General features: G+C 66.7%; 21 protein-coding genes. 7 read left to right on the top strand and 14 right to left on the bottom strand.

Going from position 1 to position 17,894, the window contains the following annotated elements:
• Window positions 1-7: 7 nt before the first annotated feature.
• Genes ACSQ9A_RS27515 through ACSQ9A_RS27495 form a run of 5 tightly spaced genes read right to left on the bottom strand, consistent with a single transcriptional unit; the run spans window position 8 to window position 3,330 of the window.
• The gene (locus tag ACSQ9A_RS27515; protein ID WP_436306021.1) at window positions 8-685 is read right to left on the bottom strand and encodes a pilus assembly PilX family protein; all 678 of its coding nucleotides are present in this window, start codon (window positions 683-685) and stop codon (window positions 8-10) included.
• Window positions 682-1,935, bottom strand: coding sequence for a PilW family protein (locus ACSQ9A_RS27510; protein WP_436306020.1), 1,254 nt, complete (start codon window positions 1,933-1,935; stop codon window positions 682-684). The genes ACSQ9A_RS27515 and ACSQ9A_RS27510 overlap by 4 nt, the downstream gene beginning before the upstream one ends.
• Window positions 1,932-2,327 carry a type IV pilus modification protein PilV gene (gene pilV, locus ACSQ9A_RS27505; protein WP_093108568.1) on the bottom strand — a complete coding sequence of 132 codons (396 nt, stop codon included), beginning with the start codon at window positions 2,325-2,327 and terminating at the stop codon, window positions 1,932-1,934. Before pilV ends, ACSQ9A_RS27510 begins: the two co-directional genes overlap by 4 nt.
• Window positions 2,324-2,926 carry a GspH/FimT family pseudopilin gene (locus tag ACSQ9A_RS27500; RefSeq protein WP_436306019.1) on the bottom strand — a complete coding sequence of 201 codons (603 nt, stop codon included), beginning with the start codon at window positions 2,924-2,926 and terminating at the stop codon, window positions 2,324-2,326. Before ACSQ9A_RS27500 ends, pilV begins: the two co-directional genes overlap by 4 nt.
• A complete protein-coding gene (locus ACSQ9A_RS27495; protein WP_436306018.1) occupies window positions 2,926-3,330 on the bottom strand; it encodes a type IV pilin protein in 405 nt (134 codons plus the stop codon). The genes ACSQ9A_RS27500 and ACSQ9A_RS27495 overlap by 1 nt, the downstream gene beginning before the upstream one ends.
• Window positions 3,331-3,537: 207 nt before the next feature.
• Here ACSQ9A_RS27495 and ACSQ9A_RS27490 point away from each other — a divergent pair, with 207 nt between their 5' ends.
• Complete coding sequence (locus ACSQ9A_RS27490) at window positions 3,538-5,220, top strand: Wzy polymerase domain-containing protein (protein WP_436306017.1); 1,683 nt, start codon at window positions 3,538-3,540, stop codon at window positions 5,218-5,220.
• Window positions 5,221-5,227: 7 nt separating this feature from the next.
• Here ACSQ9A_RS27490 and moaC read toward each other — a convergent pair whose 3' ends face one another.
• Complete coding sequence (moaC, locus tag ACSQ9A_RS27485) at window positions 5,228-5,722, bottom strand: cyclic pyranopterin monophosphate synthase MoaC (protein WP_436306016.1); 495 nt, start codon at window positions 5,720-5,722, stop codon at window positions 5,228-5,230.
• Window positions 5,723-5,776: 54 nt separating this feature from the next.
• On the opposite strand from moaC, the gene ACSQ9A_RS27480 reads away from it, so the two are divergent.
• Window positions 5,777-7,351, top strand: a complete 1,575-nt coding sequence (locus ACSQ9A_RS27480; RefSeq protein WP_436306015.1) for a M48 family metalloprotease — start codon at window positions 5,777-5,779, stop codon at window positions 7,349-7,351.
• On the opposite strand, the gene ACSQ9A_RS27475 is transcribed toward ACSQ9A_RS27480, so the two are convergent.
• Genes ACSQ9A_RS27475 through ACSQ9A_RS27465 form a run of 3 tightly spaced genes read right to left on the bottom strand, consistent with a single transcriptional unit; the run spans window position 7,344 to window position 8,954 of the window.
• A complete protein-coding gene (locus ACSQ9A_RS27475; protein WP_093108574.1) occupies window positions 7,344-7,703 on the bottom strand; it encodes a phage holin family protein in 360 nt (119 codons plus the stop codon). The two genes, ACSQ9A_RS27480 and ACSQ9A_RS27475, sit on opposite strands and share 8 nt — an antisense overlap.
• A gap of 24 nt (window positions 7,704-7,727) precedes the next feature.
• Window positions 7,728-8,192 (bottom strand): hypothetical protein, encoded by a 465-nt coding sequence (locus tag ACSQ9A_RS27470; protein WP_093108575.1) that lies wholly within the window; start codon window positions 8,190-8,192, stop codon window positions 7,728-7,730.
• 24 nt (window positions 8,193-8,216) lie between these two features.
• Window positions 8,217-8,954 (bottom strand): TerC family protein, encoded by a 738-nt coding sequence (locus ACSQ9A_RS27465; protein WP_436306014.1) that lies wholly within the window; start codon window positions 8,952-8,954, stop codon window positions 8,217-8,219.
• Between the two features lie 419 nt (window positions 8,955-9,373).
• Here ACSQ9A_RS27465 and ACSQ9A_RS27460 point away from each other — a divergent pair, with 419 nt between their 5' ends.
• Window positions 9,374-9,826, top strand: a complete 453-nt coding sequence (locus ACSQ9A_RS27460) for a DUF3717 domain-containing protein (RefSeq protein ID WP_093108577.1) — start codon at window positions 9,374-9,376, stop codon at window positions 9,824-9,826.
• 10 nt (window positions 9,827-9,836) lie between these two features.
• Entirely contained in the window at window positions 9,837-10,142 is a 306-nt protein-coding gene (locus tag ACSQ9A_RS27455; RefSeq protein WP_436306013.1) for a DUF2007 domain-containing protein, read from the top strand.
• Between the two features lie 12 nt (window positions 10,143-10,154).
• Here the strand turns inward: ACSQ9A_RS27455 and ACSQ9A_RS27450 are convergent, their stop codons facing one another.
• From ACSQ9A_RS27450 to ACSQ9A_RS27435, 4 genes are read right to left on the bottom strand one after another with little or no spacing between them, the layout of a single operon-like run.
• Window positions 10,155-10,715, bottom strand: a complete 561-nt coding sequence (locus ACSQ9A_RS27450) for a YaeQ family protein (RefSeq protein WP_436306012.1) — start codon at window positions 10,713-10,715, stop codon at window positions 10,155-10,157.
• Window positions 10,715-12,094: an adenylosuccinate lyase gene (purB, locus tag ACSQ9A_RS27445; protein ID WP_436306011.1), complete on the bottom strand. Its 1,380-nt coding sequence runs from the start codon at window positions 12,092-12,094 to the stop codon at window positions 10,715-10,717. The genes ACSQ9A_RS27450 and purB overlap by 1 nt, the downstream gene beginning before the upstream one ends.
• 36 nt (window positions 12,095-12,130) lie before the next feature.
• Entirely contained in the window at window positions 12,131-13,189 is a 1,059-nt protein-coding gene (locus ACSQ9A_RS27440; protein ID WP_436306010.1) for a M48 family metallopeptidase, read from the bottom strand.
• Entirely contained in the window at window positions 13,186-14,340 is a 1,155-nt protein-coding gene (locus ACSQ9A_RS27435) for a YjgN family protein (protein WP_436306009.1), read from the bottom strand. The genes ACSQ9A_RS27440 and ACSQ9A_RS27435 overlap by 4 nt, the downstream gene beginning before the upstream one ends.
• 106 nt (window positions 14,341-14,446) lie before the next feature.
• Here ACSQ9A_RS27435 and ACSQ9A_RS27430 point away from each other — a divergent pair, with 106 nt between their 5' ends.
• A complete protein-coding gene (locus tag ACSQ9A_RS27430) occupies window positions 14,447-15,058 on the top strand; it encodes a glutathione S-transferase N-terminal domain-containing protein (protein ID WP_436306008.1) in 612 nt (203 codons plus the stop codon).
• 279 nt (window positions 15,059-15,337) lie between these two features.
• Here the strand turns inward: ACSQ9A_RS27430 and ACSQ9A_RS27425 are convergent, their stop codons facing one another.
• Window positions 15,338-15,925, bottom strand: a complete 588-nt coding sequence (locus tag ACSQ9A_RS27425; RefSeq protein WP_436306007.1) for a glutathione peroxidase — start codon at window positions 15,923-15,925, stop codon at window positions 15,338-15,340.
• 129 nt (window positions 15,926-16,054) lie between these two features.
• On the opposite strand from ACSQ9A_RS27425, the gene ACSQ9A_RS27420 reads away from it, so the two are divergent.
• Together ACSQ9A_RS27420 and ACSQ9A_RS27415 are read left to right on the top strand one after the other, a co-directional pair.
• On the top strand, window positions 16,055-16,912 hold the full coding sequence (locus tag ACSQ9A_RS27420) for a ferritin (RefSeq protein ID WP_093108585.1): 858 nt from the start codon (window positions 16,055-16,057) through the stop codon (window positions 16,910-16,912).
• A 53-nt stretch (window positions 16,913-16,965) separates the two neighbouring features.
• A complete protein-coding gene (locus ACSQ9A_RS27415) occupies window positions 16,966-17,892 on the top strand; it encodes an RNA polymerase sigma-70 factor (RefSeq protein WP_436306006.1) in 927 nt (308 codons plus the stop codon).
• The last annotated feature ends 2 nt before the right edge of the window (window positions 17,893-17,894 follow it).

Here is a 17,894-nt window from a genome sequence, read left to right as displayed (position 1 = left end):
GCCCCGGCTATTCGAGAGGATTGGTAAAGGACGATTGCAGGAACACCTGCGTGTCGCGCGGTCCGCTCACGCGGACCGTCAGGCGATAGACCAGCGCCAACGCATTGCCCAGGTCCTTGCCGGCGCGTCGCGCATCGCCGCCGATCAGGTCGGTGCTGGATGGAACGGAGACGCAGTGGACGTCGGCGCCGCCTGAAGCGGGTGGCGTGTTGGTGGTGGTGATGGTGGGTTCGCCGGTGGCGCTGCACAGGCGGTCGATCACGTAGCGGATGGTGACGCCTGCGGCGACGTCCCCGATGTCGGCACTGGTTGGCGAAAAATCGGCGCCGGCGACGTTCTTGCCGGTAGGAGTAGCGCCCGCTTTGAGCAGCACCAGCGGAATGCCCCGGTCATTGGCCACCAACTGCACGGCGCTGTAGTTCCTGGCTGGTATGTTGTTGTAGGTGTCGGCGACCGTGGCCAGCGCACCACTCTTGAATTGCGTCAGCACCGTCGAGGCCGCAAGTTCGCCCCGATTGACGAGGTCGCGCTTGAAGGCGAGGTTGCCGGAGCTGAACAGGGAACTGTTCATCGATCGCACCACGGCGACGCCGCCAGACAGCAGTACCACCAGCACGATCAGGCAGAACAGCAGTACCACGCCGCGCTCGCGCGATGCCTTGGGAAGGGATTGCTTGGTGGTCATGTGGTTGGCAGCAACAGCATGTTGCGCAGCGGAACGGTGAATTCGACGACGCGGTGGCGGTAGTGCCGGTCGGTGACCGGTACGTCCTGTTGGAAGGTCGCGTCCAGGCTGGTGAACAGGGTGAGCTTTGATGGGGCGACATAGCTCGCGTCCGCCTCCCCGTCCACCTTGACGTTGGTGGTGCTGCTCTTTTCATAGAGGGTGCTGCGCATCACCAGCGCCACGCGCACGGCCACGATCTGGCGCGCGGTGGCGGGCGTCTTCATCACGGTGGCGATGTCCCAGCCGGTAGCGTCGGGCGCGGCCCAGGTGTCGAGCTTGCCGTCGAGATTGGTGTCCAGTCCGTAGCGCGCGTAGAGGCCGTAAACGCCTTCGGCGATCGGCTGCGGCGTGTCGGTGCCGCCGGAGCGCAGCAGGTCATAGCTGAAGAGCGTGTGGTTGTCGCCCACACCGAAGAGCAGGAACTGGATGTTGTCGGGCTTGCCCAGTGCCGAGAGATAGCCCGAGCCGTCTGCCACGCTCAGGAGCGCCGTAGTGTTCGAGGCGTTGTGATAGTTGCCGGCCAAGGGCAGGCTGCCTCGGCCGAACTCATGGCTGATTCTGTCGGTGTAGTTGTCGTCGAAAGTCGAAGCCGAGGAAACCTGTTCCAGCCGGCAGTCCGTCTTGCCGCTCTGGCTGACGAGCACCAGATCGTTCTTCAGCAGGCCGATGGTGGTGTTCAACGTGAGTTGGTCGCCGCCGGCGTTGCCGACGCTCGGGCGTGCCACGTCGCCGGCCGCACCGTTGCTGCCCATGACCATCAACACGTCCGAGCCCGACTTGGATTGACTCTTGCCAATCAGCACCGGTGCCACGCGCAGGTCCTTCTGCCCGGCGAGATCACCCAGAAACCCGGCGAAAGGGGCCTTGAAGGCGCCATCGGCATCCGTGCGCGGCAGGATTGCCGCGTTGGAGCGATCGGCACTGAGCTTGCAGCCGAACACTCCGCCCGCGCTCCATGCCTGCGTGAAAGCCGAACCGGCGCTGCGCAGCGCGCGGTCGAGCACGCTGGCCGAATAGGCGCCCGCTTGGCCGATGTCGTTGTTCGAGGTGGTGGTGCGCTTGTGCGCCTCGCCAATGGTGATGGTGCTGGTCACGGCCAGCGTGACCACCAGGCCGATGATCACGGCGACCAGCAGTTCCACCAGGGTCAGGCCGCGTTGCGACCGCTGCAACGGATCGCGGCGGAAGGAGGGGCGCGTGGATTTCATGGCAGCACCACCTGGGTCGTGAGCCTGCTGTCAGCTGCCGAGGCGGCGCGGTTCGGCGCGCGCCAGCTAATGCTGATGGTGGCTGTGTCGCCGCTGGGGGTCACGCTCGCGCTGGCGCCGGGCAGAGCGCTTTCCACCTTGTCTTCCCACTTTTCCTTTTCCGCGCTGGGCAGATCGACTGTCTTGTTGAGCCACATGGTGCTGGCCAATTCGTCGGCCAGCAGCGCAGCGCGGTTGCGATCCTCGGCATCGACCGAGAAGTTGATGGCGCGCGCCTGCAGCCCGATCAGGCCCAGGATGCCGAGCGAGAACAGCAGGATCGACACGAGTACCTCGATCAGGGCGATACCGGCCTGGCTGTGCGCGGCGGGGTTGCGAGGAGCGGGTTTCATGAGGCGGTGCAGCCATCGGGCTGAGTGGCGGAAAGATTCTTGGCCGGGTCGCACATGCGCACCTGGCCGCCGAGCTTGATCTGCACGTACAGCGGCCGGTCGGCGCCGGCGAGTTCTACCTTGTAGGTGGAGTCGCCGGCTGTGCAACTGGCGCTGGTGACGCCGGGGGACGCATTGGTCACCAGTCGGCCCAGGGAGTTGAAGCAAACCGCCACCGGGCCGGTGATGGTGACGTTGGCGCCGGAGGCTGCGAGCACGCCGGCCTCCACGAAAGCTGCGGTCTCGCCGCTGTCCGTCAGCGTGATGGTGTTGATGGCCCAATACTTGCCGTTCTCCTTGGCGGTGTAGCCATCGCTGGGATTGCTGTCGTCCGTCAGCGCAAACACCACTTGGCGGCTGCGGCGCGTGGCCTCGGTCTGTGCGGTGCGCAGACCATCCTGCAAGGCGTTGGCGATGGTGCGCACCTTGCTGTTGGCAATCCAGGTCGAGAATGCGGGCATAGCCAGCGTTGCCAGAAGCGCCATGATGGAGATAGTGACCAACAGCTCGATCAGCGTGAAGCCGGTCGCTCGTTGGTTGCGTACCGGGAGAGCGTGCATCAGCAACCGCCCTTCTTGGCGACCCAATCGTTGGCGCAGCCGCTCCAGCCCGATACACCGGTGACTGTCGAGGTACGGTTGTTCTGCTGGTCGACGGTGAAGGTGAAGCCACTGGTCGTGGCGCTGCCCTCCGCCTTTAGCTTGAACGCGGTGGTGGTGGGATCGCCGTCACAAGACAGCGTGAAGGTGCCGACCTTGCGCTTGGTTTCATCGACCTTGCAGGGCGAAATGAAGGTGGTGCCAACCGAGGCGTAGGTGCGGTTGTCTTGGTAGAAACGCTCCATGTCCGCCCGCATGGCGGCCAAGCCGTTGTGCGCGTCGACAAGCCGGCCGCGCAGCACATAGTCCCGGTAACTGGGCAGGGCGATCGCGGCAAGTATTGCGACGATGGCGACCACGATCATGACTTCGATGAGTGTGAAGCCCGACTGACGGCAACGAGGCTGGGAAGCGTTTTGCACTGTGATGACCTTTGATCGCAACGTTTACGATGGTCACAAATTGTCACCAATACAACGATTTTTGACTTGCCGTTTGTCAGCAACCCGATTCCGTTCGTCGACTCTGAACATGCGATTCGCGTACTTTTTCCTGCAGGCACAATTCCGCGCATGACGCCAGCTGCCGCTCGCGCAGACGCGCCCGCACCCGATCTCATCTCGGCCGTTGCCCTTGCTGCGCTGATCGGGCTGTCTTTTCTTTTCCCTTTTGCCGCCGGTCCGTCGGCCAACGTCTGGCAGCAACTGGCGGCATGGAGCTGTGCGGCGCTGTTGTTGGTGGTGGCTGGGCCAGTAGCACTGCCGGCGCGGGGCGTGGTGCTGTGGTTGGCGCTGGCTGGGGTGTTGATCCTCGTGAGGCGATCGGACAACCCGACACTCGATATTTCCGCGGTCATTGCCGTAGCGGTCGTCGGCCTGGCGGCCTGCGTGGGTGCCGGGCTGGCCCGCGCGCCGGCGTCACGGCTGTCGGCGCTGGCCTGGGGCCTACTCGCCGCCGGCCTCCTCAGCGCCATCCTCGGCCTGCTTCAGTACTATGGCCTCGCCGAGCCGCTCGCTCCGTGGACGACCTCACCCGATCTCGGCCAGGCCTACGGCAACCTGCGCCAGCGCAACCAGTTCGCCACGTTGATCAGCATGGCCTTGATCGCAGGGCTTTGGCTGCATGCGGCAAGCGGCCGCCGCGTACGCGCTGCGCTGCTGCCGGCCGGGCTGCTGCTGATCCTCGCGGCCGCCGCCTCTACCTCGCGCACCGGTCTGCTGCAGCTTCTGCTGATCAGCGGCACCGCCGCTTTTCTTGCCTGGCGCGAACGGCATCGCTCGAACGCGGGAACCGCGGACTGCAAGCTGCCGCACCCCTTGCTGCTGCTGGCCCTGATCCCTGCCTACTTCGCCGCCGCCTGGCTGCTGCCCCTGGTCGCCGGCCCCGAGGTCGAAAGCATGATGCACCGCCTGCGGGAAGGCGCCCCCGACGCACACAGCCGCCTCGTGCTTTGGCGCAACGTCCTCGACCTGATCGGTCAGCATCCCTGGACCGGCTGGGGGTGGGGAGAACTGAGCGTCGCGCACTACAGCACGCTCTATGACGGGCCGCGCTTCACGGAGATCCTCGACAACGCCCACAACCTGCCACTCCACCTCGCAGTCGAACTCGGCATTCCGGCGGCGCTGCTGATCTGCGGCGGCTTCGGCTGGCTGGTGCTGGCGGCGCGGCCCTGGCGCGAGATCGATCCGGCGCGGATCATGGTGTGGGGCGTGCTCGGCGCGATCGTGCTGCACAGCCTGCTCGAGTACCCGCTCTGGTACGGGCCCTTCCAACTCGTCTTCGGGCTCTGCCTGGGCTTTCTGTGGCCCGGATCGCAGGAAGCACGGTTGAAGCGGAAGGCAGCGCCTTCGCTGGCTGCTGCGGCGATCCTGATGGCGATGGTCGGCTACGCCGCCTGGGACTACACCCGCGTCAGCCAGATCTACCTCGCGCGCGAAGATCGCCTGCCAGCCTGGCGCGACGACACCGTGGCCAAGCTCCAGGGCTCGTGGCTGTTCGCCAACCAGGTGAAGTTTGCCGAGCTCACGCTGACGCCGGTCAGCGCCGCCAATGCGGCCGAGGTGCACGCGCTGGCGCAGCATCTTCTTCACTTCTCGCCCGAGCCGCGGGTCATCACCAAGCTGATCGACAGCGCCATGCTGCTCGGTCTGAAAGACGAAGCGCTGACCCAGGCGATGCGCTTCAAGAAGGCGTTCCCACGCGAGTACGCCCGCTGGCTGGACAACCAGCCGGTGGACGATCCGTCCGAATAGGGCTGCTTCAGCCCGCCGAGGGTTCGGCGGCCGTATAGCTCCCCGACTTCCCCCCATGCTTCTCCAGCAGATGCACACCGTTGATCGTCATCCCCCGATCCACCGCCTTGCACATGTCATAAATCGTGAGCAGCGCCACCTGCACCGCCGTCAACGCCTCCATCTCGACCCCGGTAGGCCCGACGGTCTCGACCGTGGCCGTGCAGGCCACCTGCGGCACCCCGCCCTCGGCAATCGCGAAAGCCACCGCCACCCGAGTCAGCGCCAGCGGATGGCACAGCGGGATCAGGTCGCTGGTCTTCTTGGCGGCCTGGATGCCGGCGATGCGCGCGATGCCGAGCACGTCGCCCTTCTTCGCGGTGCCCGATTCGATCAGCGCGAGGGTCGAGGCCTGCATCTCGATGCGGCCGGTCGCCACGGCCACGCGGTGGGTGGCGGGCTTGCCCGCCACGTCGACCATGTGGGCCTGGCCTTGGGCGTCGAAATGGGTGAGTGGACTCATGGATGAACGTTCCGTAGAGTGACGCATCATACGAGGCCGAGCCATTGACGAGGAATGCCGCGCTTGACTCTTTTTCTCCACCCGATTCGACTGCCGAGGCCTCGGCTGCGAACCCTGTGCGCTACGCTTTTGATAGCGTCCCAGCTCGCCCTGCCGCCCCTGGCGCAGGCCCAGCTCTTGCCGGGGATGGGCGACGGCGGCGAGATGACGGCCAGCGCCGAGCGCCGGCTCGGCGACCAGATCGCGCGCGAGCTGTACCGCGACCCCGACTACATCGACGACCCGGTCCTGGTCGAGTACGTGCAGGACATCTGGCAGCGCCTGCTGGCGGCGGCGCGCACCCGCGGCGATCTCACGCCTGAGCTCGACGAGCGCTTCGCCTGGACGGTGCTGCTGGGACGCGACCGCAGCATCAATGCCTTTGCCCTGCCGGGCGGCTATCTCGGGCTGCACCTGGGGCTGATCTCGGCCACCGGCAGCCGCGACGAGCTCGCCACCGTGCTCGGGCACGAGCTCTCGCACGTCACGCAGCGCCACATCTCGCGCATCATGGCCAAGCAGAGCCGGCAGATGCCGCTGCTGCTCGCCGGCATGATCCTCGGCATGATCGCGGCCGGCAAGAGCCGCAATCCGGATGCCGGGCAGGCGGTGATGATGGGCAGCCAGGCCGCCTTCGTGCAGAGCCAGCTCGGCTTCTCGCGCGACATGGAGCGCGAGGCCGACCGCGTCGGCTTCGGCGTGATGACGCAGGCCGGCTTCGCGCCGCAGGGCGCGGCCGCGATGTTCGAAAAGCTGCAGTACGCCTCGCGCCTCAACGACAACGGCTCCTATCCCTACCTGCGCAGCCACCCGCTCAACAGCGAGCGGATCTCGGACATGCAAGGCCGCTTCCAGTTCAAGCCGGGCGCGGAGCACACGATGCCCCTGGTCATGGACCACGCGATGATCGCCGCCCGCGCCCGGGTGCTCTCGCGCCCCGGCGTCGACGTGCTGCGGCTGTGGGTCAACGCCGCCGGGGCCGGCGAATTCGCGCGCAGCTCGCCGGCCCAGCAGGCCGGCACGCTCTACGCGGCGGCGCTGTCGGCCAACGAGCTGCGCGATTTCAAGGCCGCACGCGCGCTGGCGCAGCGGCTGGTCGCGCGGACGTCGGAGGATGCGGCGGCGTCGCGCCTGGCGCGCCTGCTGTCGGCCGAAATCGAGCTCGCCGCGAACGATGCCCCCAAGGCGGCCGCGCTGCTGGACACCAAGGCCAAGGACCGGCCGGAGATGCTGCTCGCCGCGCAGGCGGCCGTCGCCACCCGCAATCCGGCGCCGATGGTCGCGCCGCTGCGCGACTGGGTGGCCGGGCATCCGCGCGATGCGACCGCCTGGCGCACGCTGGCCAATCTCTACGGGGCGCAGAACGACACGCTGCGCGCGGTGCGCGCCGATGCCGAGGCCAATGTCGCCGTGCTCGACTACGCGGGCGCGCGCGACCGGCTCAAGGCTGCGCAGGAACTGATGCGAAAGAGCGCGGAAGGACAGGGCGGCGTGCCCATCGATCACTACGAGGCGTCGATCATCGACACGCGCGCCCGGGCGGTCGAGGCGCTGGTCAAGGAGCAGGCGGCCGAACCGCCGCTCAAATGATTCGCTTGGAGAACAGGCCGCCCAATGCCGCCTCGATGACGATACCGAGCAGCGAGTAGATCAGGGAGCCGATCAGCGCGGCCACGAAGCCGTTGACATGGAAGCCCCCGAGCAGCCCCGAGGCGGCCCAGAACAGAAGCGCGTTGATCACGAACAGAAAAAGCCCCAGCGTCACGATGGTGACCGGCAGCGTGAGCACCACCAGCACCGGCCGCACGAACATGTTGAGCAGGCCGATCACTGCGGCGGCGATCAGTGCCGAGGTGAAGTTCGGCACCTGCACGCCGCTGTAAACGTACGTGACTGCGAGGAGCGCGAGCGCGCTCAGCAGCCATTTGAGGAGAAGTCGCATGCGCCGGACGCGGGACGACGAGCCCTATTCCGACAGCTCGTTGGCCAGCACCAGCAACGCGCCCATGCCCAGCACCGCGCCGGGCAAGGCCCAGCCCGACTGGCCGGGCGAGGGCACATCCGGCGCCACGGGCTCGAGGTCGACGCCGATCTTCGGCCGCCGCGCATCGACGACCTGGGCCGCGCCGTGCTCCAGCTTCAGCCGCTGGGTCAGCTCGGCGAGGGGGCCCTTGGCCAGGACCGGGGTGACCTCGCCGCCTTCCAGCCGCAGCGCGGGCAGCAGTTGCTCCTGCACCTTGGCGAACCATTTGCTGCGCCAGTTCTCGCGCGCACTGTGACTCACCCATTTGCTGATGCGATGCGTCATGCGCGGCGCGCAAGCCACCAGCACCCAATGCCGGGCACCCGTGCCGACCGCTTCCGGCGACAGCTTCGCGAGAAACTCGCGCGCATAGGCCGCATCGTCGACATACAGAATGATCTTTTCCATGGGTGCTCCTTCTTTCTTGCGAGATCAGGCGGTGGCGGTGCTTTCGGGCTTCGGCTTGCGCATGGCAACCCACCTTCCGATGGCCAGCACCAGCAGCGCGCCACCGATACCGGCAATGTAGCGCACCGTGTCGGTCTGCGGGAGCTTCGGCACCCAGGTCCAGGCGGCAAGATTGCTGACGGCCGGGTCGGTCACGGCCATCGTGCCCGCGATCCAGCCCAGGAGCATGCCGCCCAGCGTGATGATGATCGGGAAGCGGTCCATCAGCTTGATGACAAGCTGGCTGCCCCACACGATGATCGGGATGCTGACCAGGAGGCCGAAGATCACGAGCGGCATCTGGTGGCCCTGGCCCGCACCCTGAGCGGCGCCGGCGATCGCAATCACGTTGTCCACGCTCATCACCAGGTCGGCCACGATCACGGTCTTGACGGCGGCCCACAGCTTGTCGCTGGCGGCGATGTTGCCGTGCGCGTCATCGTGGTCGGGCGCGAGCAGCTTGACGCCGATCCACACCAGCAGCAGGGCGCCGACCACCTTCAGGAAGGGGATCGCGAGCAGCGTGAGCGCAAAGAAGATCAGGATCACGCGCAGCACGATGGCGCCGGCCGTGCCCCAGAGAATGCCCTTGGTGCGCAGCGCCGGCGGCAGCTTGCGGCAAGCCAGCGCGATCACGACGGCGTTGTCGCCGCCGAGCAGGATGTCGATCATGATGATTTGACCGACGGCGACCCAGAATTCGGGGGCCAGTAACTGTTCCATAAAGTCCTCTGTTCGTTTTGCTCTATCCCGAGCAGCTCGGATGAAGCGACTGAATGAGGACCGGGTGGCCCCGGGAACTTGCAATCGCTTCGATCAAACCTGCACGGGTTCAAATCGAAGGTCTTGCTCGGCAGCGCGTATGGCTGCCCGTCAGGCCGGAAGCGTTGTGTGCTTCGTATTGACGACCTGGCGATATCCGCCTTCGGAAAAGCGGACGGGAGCTACTCCCCTTCGTGGCCTGAATTAAAGCATCGAGACCCCCGGCGTGGCAACTGGAATTTCCCCGGGCTTCAAAGAGAAAACGTCTGCATGCGCCGTTGTTCGGCCATCCGATGCTATGGATTTTGTAGCGCCGCATAACCTTCGATCGCCTCGGGACTTTGCGGGACTATGATGCCCGCTCGCTTTTTTCCGACCTCATGGCCGCCATACACATCACCGACATCGAGGCCGCCATCAACTTCTGGCGCGAGCAGAAGCCCTCGCCCGATGGCATCACCCTCGCGCCCGAGCTGCGCGCGCTGGCCGAGGTCTATGCGCTGATGGTGTTTCACCACGAAGACGAGGTCGACGAGGTCGGCTTCCCCGCACCGGCCTGGGATGCCTGGCTGGCGTGGTACCTCAGCACGCCCGACACGCCCTGCATCGCCATCTGCTCCACCAGCCAGGGCGACGACGAGTGCAAGGGCTGCGGACGCAGCTTCGACGAGGTGCAGCACTGGCCCGCCATGACCCCGGGCGAGAAACGCTCGACCTGGCGCCGCATCACGATGCAGGACAGCGCCTGGCGCTTCAACAAATACGCCGAGCGGGCGCGTGAGGCCGAGCATGTCTGGCCCGAGGACCCGGTTCCGGCGGACGCGCCGAGCTGAAAGAGGATCCATGCGCCGCCTCGTGCAAGCCCCCAACCTGGCGATCGCCACGCTGTGGGTGCATGCGCTGCGCGAAGACGGGGTCGCGGCCTCGGTGCAGCGCGAATACCTCGGCGCCGCGGCCGGGCAGTTGCCGCCCGATCAGTGCCTGCCCGAGATCTGGATCGAAGACGAATCCCAGTTCGCGCTGGCCGAACGCCTGCTCCACGAGTTGCAGCATCGGCCGCAGCGGCGCTGGCAATGCAGCTGCGGCGAACTCATCGAAGGCGGGTTCGAGCAATGCTGGCACTGCGGCGCGATGATGCCGGCCGCCTGAATCGAGACCCGCCTACTTCAGCCGCACGGGCTCGATGTCGATGTTGTGCGTGCCGTCGCCCAGCATCAGCGCACCTTCCTGGATCGTGGCCTGCAGCTGCATGGAGCGCTGCGCGAGCGCGGCGAGCGACTGCGAGGCGGCCGTCGGCACGCGGAACACGCTGAGGTTCTGCGGCCGCGTGAGCTTGTTCTCGATGCCGCGCCACCAGATCTCGGCCGCGTGATTGAAGCAGTAGACGATGACTTCGTCGGCCTTGCCGCAGGCCTTGATGATCGGCTTGTCCTCGGGCTGCCCGACCTCGATCCAGAGCTTCACCTCGCCGGTGAAATCGCGCAGCCAGACGTCGGGCTCGTCGGGGTTCGACAGGCCGGCGCCGAAGGCCAGCGTGCCGTCGCCGTTGCACACGTCCTGCAGCTTGTGGGCGTTGAGCGCCAGCGCCACCAGCCGGATCATCATCCGCTCGTCGGTCTCGCTGGGATGGCGCGCGAGCGTCAGTGCGTGGTCGGCGTAGTAGCCGTGGTCGATGTCCGCAACCGCAACGTTCGCTTTGAAGATCGTGGATTTCAGCGCCATCAGATCCGCCGGGCCAGCTCGGCGGCCTTGCCGATGTAGCTGCCCGGCGTCATCGCCAGCAAGCGTTCTTTCTCGGCTTGCGGAATCTCTAGCGAGCGGATCAGGCCGTGCAGCGCCTCGGCCGTCACCGTCTTGCCGCGCGTGACTTCTTTCAGCTGCTCGTAAGCGCCCTGCACGCCGAAGCGCCGCATCACGGTCTGGATCGGCTCGGCCAGCACTTCCCACGAGGCGTCGAGGTCCTCGGCCAGCGCTTCCTCGTTGAGTTCGAGCTTGCCCAGGCCGGTCGCGAGGCTCGCGTAGGCCAGCACGGCATAGCCGAAGGCCACGCCGATGTTGCGCAGCACGGTGCTGTCGGTGAGGTCGCGCTGCCAGCGGCTGATCGGCAGCTTCTCGCTCAGGTGGCGCAGCACCGCGTTCGCGAGGCCGAGGTTGCCCTCGGCATTTTCGAAGTCGATCGGGTTGACCTTGTGCGGCATGGTCGAGGAGCCGATCTCGCCTGGCTTGAGGCGCTGCTTGAAGTAGCCCAGGCTCACGTAGCCCCAGATGTCGCGCGAGAGGTCGACCAGGATGGTGTTGGTGCGCGCCACCGCATCGAAGAGCTCGGCCATGTAGTCGTGCGGCTCGATCTGGATGCTGTAGGGCTGGAAGCTGAGCCCCAGGCCCAGCGGTGCCGGCGTCTCGACCACCTTGCGGCTGAAGGCCTCCCAGTCGAACTCGGGCCAGGCCGCCATGTGCGCGTTGTAGTTGCCGACGGCGCCATTCATCTTGGCCAGCAGCTGCACGCCGGCGATCCGTTCGCGCGCCTTGGCCAGGCGCACCGCGACGTTCGCGAACTCCTTGCCGACGGTGGTGGGGCTCGCCGTCTGTCCATGCGTGCGAGAGAGCATGGGCACGGCGGCGAACTTGGTCGCCATCTCGCGCAGGGTCGCGATCAGGCCGTCGATCGCCGGCAGCACCACTTTCTCGCGGGCCGCCTGGATCTGCAGCGCATGGCTGGTGTTGTTGATGTCTTCGCTGGTGCAGGCGAAATGCACGAATTCGGAGGCCGCGAGCAGCTCGGGCCGCGCCTCGAATTTCGACTTGATCCAGTACTCGACCGCTTTCACATCGTGGTTGGTGGTCTTCTCGATCTGCTTGATCGCGATCGCGTCGGCCTCGGAGAAATTGGTGACCAGGCCCAGCAGGTACTTGCGTGCGCCGCCTGTGAGCGGCTTGAATTCGGGGAAGCCGCAGTCGGACAGGGCGATGAACCACGCCACCTCGACCTGCACCCGCCGGTGCATATAACCCTGTTCGCTCATCAGCGGGCGCAGCGCCGAGAGCTTGGCCGCGTAGCGGCCGTCAAGGGGGGAAAGGGCGGAGACGGTAGAGAAACTCATGGGCCAATTTTAGGTGGCGCCCCGCCGCTATCAATTTCAGTTCTCCGCCGCCTCCTTGAAAAAGGCGATCCGCTCGGCCGTGGCCGGATGCGAGGAGAAGGCCAGGCCGATGGTGTCGTCGTCGAGGCCGGCGCGCTTCTGCTCGCCGCGCCAGCGCTCGACGGCCTCGAAGAAGCCGACCATCGTGCGCGGCGAAATGCCCACGGCGCGCATCAGGCGCACCGATTCCGCGTCGGCTTCGCGTTCGGCATCGCGCGAGTAGCCCAGCGCGGCCAGGAGCACCGGCGCGCTGCCGATCAGCGTGCCGTAGTCGCCGAAGGCGACCGACACCGCGAAGCCGACCGCCGAGACCTGCACCAGCTGCCGCATCGCGTGGCGCAGGCGCACGTGGCCGAACTCGTGACCCAGCACGCCGAGCACGGCCTCGTCGTTGCCGGGCGTCAGCTGTACCAGCTCGTCGGTGAGGATGATGGTGCCGCCCGGCAGCGCCAGCGCATTGGGGCCCAGCTTCTTGTCGCGGCCGCGCCGGAACTCGAGCTTCCAGGCCGGGGCGCCCTCCGGGTGGGCCGTCTGCACCATCCGCGCGAAGGCGCGGCGGATGCGTTCCTGGTCGGCAGGCGGCAGGGCGCTGGGCTGCAGCAGCGACTCGTCGATCGAGGCCAGCACCTCGGCGCCGATCAGGGTGTCGACACTCAGCGGCACCGCCGCGGTGACGCCGCGCGCCACCCAGGGCAGGCCCCACTGGTACATGGCCGCGGTGGCGGCCAGCAACAGCACGAAGGCGATCGCGACGCCGCGCCAGTTCTGCTGGGCGCGCACCACCCAGCTTTCGGCGCGGCCCTGCTGGGCGGCCCACTCGTCCCAGGCTGCGACGTCGAGCGCCTGCACGCTGGCGCCCTGCGGCAATTGCGCGATGCGCCCGCCGTGCCGCGTGCGTTCGGGCCAGCGTACCTGGGCCAGCGGCACCGTGAGCGCCTCGAAGGCTTCGCCGGGCGCCGGGGCGATCGTCAGCAGGTCGCCCTGGACGTGCAGGCGCGCCGCGTGTGGCCGGCTGCTGCGGCCGTCGAAGAAACGGGCGTCGAGCGCCGTGCTCACATCCCGATGTCCAGGCCGAACAGGTCGGCCGCCATGTCGCCCGTCGCGCCCGGGTCTTCGCGCCCGGCCACCTGGCTGATCTGGTCCAGCCCGATGCGGGTCTGCAGCTCGACCGCCTCGATCTGCGCGCGCCGCGTGTTCACCACGGCGAAAGGCCAGTAGAGGCCGAGGGTCAGGAAGATCAGCAGGTAGTTCTTGCACTGCAGACCCAGGTAGCGCTTGAGCAGCAGGCGACTGTCGAAATGCATCAGCTCGTTGCCGGTGGTCGACCACAGCAGGTTCTGCAGCCGCACCTGCAGATAGGACTTGGGCAGGATGTTGAACAGCAGGATGCCGCCGAAGCCCAGCACCACGGCCAGCACCACGAAGGCCGCGCCCATGCCGCTCTTGCGGCCGGCGAAGGTCAGGCCGCCGAACACGACGATGGCGATCACGAAGGCCGCGAAGCTCAGCCCGATCAGCTTGATGAAGATGCCGTAGAGCACGCCCACGTCGGCCTTGAGCCGCGTCTGCAGTCCGCCGATGGCGTAGTTGCCGTGCTGGTAGCGCTTCACGCGCCAGAGGAAGTAGGGCAGGCCCACCATGAAGGCCGTCATGCCGATGCCGATCACGCCGGCCGCGACCGCCGGCAGCGCCTGGGGCGCCTCGCCGCCGGTGCCGGCCATCGCACCGGCGAGCGCCACCGGCAGCAGCGCCAGCGCGAGCGGCGGCAGCATGCAGGAATAGGCGCCGGCCGTGTCGCCGGCGAAGTGGAAGCGCAGGCCGCGCCAGCTGGTGTTGGCGAGCCGGAAGCGCATCGCGGCACGGAACAGGGCCGGCCACAGCACGACGAAGGCCAGGGCGGCCACCAGCGCGGCCCAGCCGGAGAAGTTGCTGCCCACCGAATAGGCGATCAGGAAGCCGGCGGCGATCAGCGTGCCGCGCAGCATCTTGACCGGCTCGCCGTGGAAGTCCAGCGCGTCGCCGCCGACCCAGGTGTTGCTGTAGAAGTACTTGAGCTTGCGGACCTTGGCCCAGGGCAGGTAGATGCCGAGGGTGACGATGATCAGCAGCAGGTTCACGATCCAGATGCGGAAGTACTCGCTGCCGCTGGCCGTGAACTCGATCGGATGGCGTTCCGGGGTGGCGTCGACAGGCGCTTCGATGTCCATGCTTTCCTACCTTCTCCCTCGTTGGTATGTAGCCGGATTCTGCACTGCGCGCGTTCACCTAGAATCAAATCGCTACAACGACGACCCCGGAAGGGAGAGAGCCTGCATGAAACTGATCGGATCCGCTGCCAGTCCCTATGTGCGCAAGGTGCGCGTGGTCATGGCCGAAAAGCGGCTCGACTACCAGTTCGTGATCGAAGACGTCTGGTCTGACGACACGACCATCGCCAGTTCCAACCCGCTGGGCAAGGTTCCCTGCCTGATCATGGACGCCAGCGAGGCCATGTTCGACTCGCGCGTGATCGTTGAGTACCTCGACACCCTCTCGCCGGTCGGCAAGCTGATTCCGCAGCAAAGCCGCGAGCGCGCCGAGGTGAAGACCTGGGAGGCGCTGGCCGACGGCGTGATGGACGCCGGCATCCTCTGGCGCCTCGAGGCGACCTGGGCGCGCCGGGCCGACGGTGAGCGCAGCCAGGCCTGGATCGACCGCCAGCGCGCCAAGGTCGAGGGCGGCATCCGCGCGATGGCCAAGGGCCTGTCCGACAAGCCCTTTTGCAGCGGCATCCACCTGAGCCTGTCGGACATCGCGGTCGGCTGCGCGCTCGGCTGGGTCGGCTATCGCTTCCCCGAGATCGACTGGCGCGGCGAGCACGCCAATCTGGCCCGCTTGTACGACAAGCTGATGCTTCGGCCCAGCTTCGCCGATACCCAGCCTTGACTCCAGCCCTGACAAAAGAAAAGGCGCCGCAAGGCGCCTTTTTTCTTCGACCCGGAGGTGGAATATAAAAATGCTGCGAGGCGCCCCGAAACGAAGGAGGGAGGGAGGGAGGAGGAGAAGAATCGCCTCGGGATTTCGACCGAACGGCAAGCGCCCAGAAGACCTCGCAACATGAAAATGGCCGGGCTTTACGTGCCCGAGACCGGTATGAGCCCAGCCCGCGGGAGCCGGTTCCCGGGGCAGTGGTAAGCATTTGTGACGAATGCCGAAGGCGGCGCGTCAGTTGGGCCCGAGCTGCTTTTCCAGGTCGCGCACGAAGCCGCGATCGTCCGGCGAGGTCATGCTCGAATAGGACTCGACCACCTTGCCGTCGCGACCGATCAGGTACTTGTAGAAGTTCCATTTCGGCGTGGTGCCCGAGACTTGCGCCAGCTCCTTGAACAGCGGATTGGCATCCGCGCCGCGGACCGAGGACTTGGCGAACATCGGAAATTTCACGCCGAAAGTGCTTTCGCAGAACTCGGCAATCTCCTTGTTCGTACCCGACTCCTGCGAGAAATCGTTGGAGGGGAAGCCCAGCACCACCAGTCCGCGCGAGCGGTACTTGCTGTCCAGCGCCTCCAGGCCCTTGTACTGCGGGGTGAAGCCGCAAAAGCTCGCCGTATTGACCACCAGCACCACCTTGCCCGCATACTGGCACAGCGCCTGGGGTTTTTCGTCTTGCAGCCGCGGGAAGGTGTGCTGCAGGATGGGTGGGCAGCTGGCCGGGGCGCCCGTGGCCTGGGCGCTGGCGCTGGCCGGCAGAAGAAAGGCGGCAGCCGCGAGCGCCGAAAGAAAGAGCGCTGGGCGTCGGATCGAGATTCGCATGGCGGGTTTCCGGTGTGAAAAAGGGGGGCATCCGCGTCGCGGCGGGGGTACGCAGCCGCCATCATCGCGCGCTTGTCACGAGCGCGCCAAAGCAGCCGACTAAAATCCGCCGGCTTAAGAAAGACATTGATGCTTTATCCGGAACTCTTCAGACAGCTCGAATCCGTCCGCTGGGACATGGACAAGGATATTCCGTGGCAGTCTTTCGATGCAAGCCGCCTGTCCGAAGAACAGGCCCAGACCATCAAGATGAACGCGATCACGGAATGGGCGGCGCTGCCGGCCACCGAGATGTTCCTGCGCGACAACCGGCATGACAGCGACTTCTCGGCTTTCATGTCGATCTGGTTCTTCGAGGAACAGAAGCATTCTCTGGTGCTGATGGAGTACCTGAAGCGCTTCAGCCCCCAGCATGCGCCCACCGAGCAGGAGCTGCACGACGTGCGCTTCGACTTCGACCCCGCGCCGCCGCTCGAAACCCTGATGCTGCACTTCTGCGGCGAGATCCGCCTGAACCACTGGTACCGCCGCGCGGCCGAGTGGCACACCGAGCCGGTCATCAAGCACATCTACACCACGCTGAGCCAGGACGAGGCCCGCCATGGCGGCGCCTACCTGCGCTACATGAAGCGCGCGATGGAAAAGTTCGGCGACGAGGCGCGCGCGGCCTTCACCAAGGTCGGCGTGCTGATGGCCAGCGCCAGGCGCACCGCCCAGGCGCTGCATCCGACCAACCTGCACGTCAACAAGGCGCTGTTCCCGCGCGACACCATCCAGAGCCGCGTGCCCGATCCGGACTGGCTCGAGCACTGGCTGGACAAGCAGATCAAGTTCGACGCCGTCTGGGAGAACAAGGTCGGCGAGCGCATCCTGCACAACCTGAGCCTCTTGATGAACCGCAGCTTCAAGACCGTGCAGGAGCTCAACCGCTACCGCAAGGAACTGGCGGCCTCGCTGGGGCCACAGCCCGCGTACCAAGGCGCCTGAGCGTTTGTGCAGAGCCCGTCACAAGACGGGCAGTTCGTCCGTCTTGCTTGCATATGGACGCTTCCACCCAAACTTTCGACCGTCATCGCCGGCGCCTGCTGGGCATCGCCTATCGCATGCTCGGCTCTTCCGCCGATGCCGAAGACGTGGTGCAGGACGCCTGGCTGCGCTGGAACGATGCCACCGTCGATGCGCTGAACAACCCCGAGGCCTGGCTGGTCACGGTGGTCACGCGCCTGTCGATCGACCGGCTGCGCGCCGCCAAGCAGCAGCGCGACCATTACGTCGGCACCTGGCTGCCCGAGCCGCTCGTGACCGATGCGCCGGCCTCGCCCGAGCAGATGCTGGAGCGCGCCGACGACGTGTCGATGGCTTTCCTGGCCGTGCTCGAGCGGCTGGCGCCCGAGGCGCGCGCTGCCTACCTGCTGCGCGAGGTGTTCGATGCCGACTACGAGGACGTGGCCCGCACCCTCGGCAAGAGCGAGGCAGCCTGCCGCCAGCTGGTGCATCGCGCCAAGACCCAGATCAAGGACCAGCGTCCGCGCTTCGCGGTGGAGCGCGAGGCTCACCAGCGCCTGCTGGAGGGGTTTGCGCAAGCGGCGGCCAGCGGCGACATGCAGCGGTTGAAGGCGCTGCTGGCCGAAGACGTCGAGCTGATCGGAGACAGCGGCGGCAAGGTGCCCGCCTTTCGCGAGATGCTGCGCGGCGCCCAGCGCATTGCGCAGTACTACTACGCGGTCGTGCGGCTGCTCGGCATCGGCCTGCGCCTGCAGGTGGTGGAAGTCAATGGCGAACCGGGCCTGCTGCGCTTCTTCAACGGCGCGCTGGAGTCGGTGCAGACCATCGAGACGGACGGCGAGCGCATCCTGCGCATCCGCACGCAGCGCAATCCCGAGAAGCTGCAACGCATTGCCGCGCAGTTCTCGTCGCGGGCCATCACGCGCGAGGAACTGATGGCGCTGAGGACGCCCGCGCCCTGAAA

It is taken from the genome of Variovorax sp. LjRoot290, assembly GCF_964253985.1.
GTDB lineage: Bacteria > Pseudomonadota > Gammaproteobacteria > Burkholderiales > Burkholderiaceae_C > Variovorax.
The sequence above is the reverse complement of the archived record's forward strand: the minus strand, read 5'-3'. Positions and strand labels throughout refer to the sequence as shown.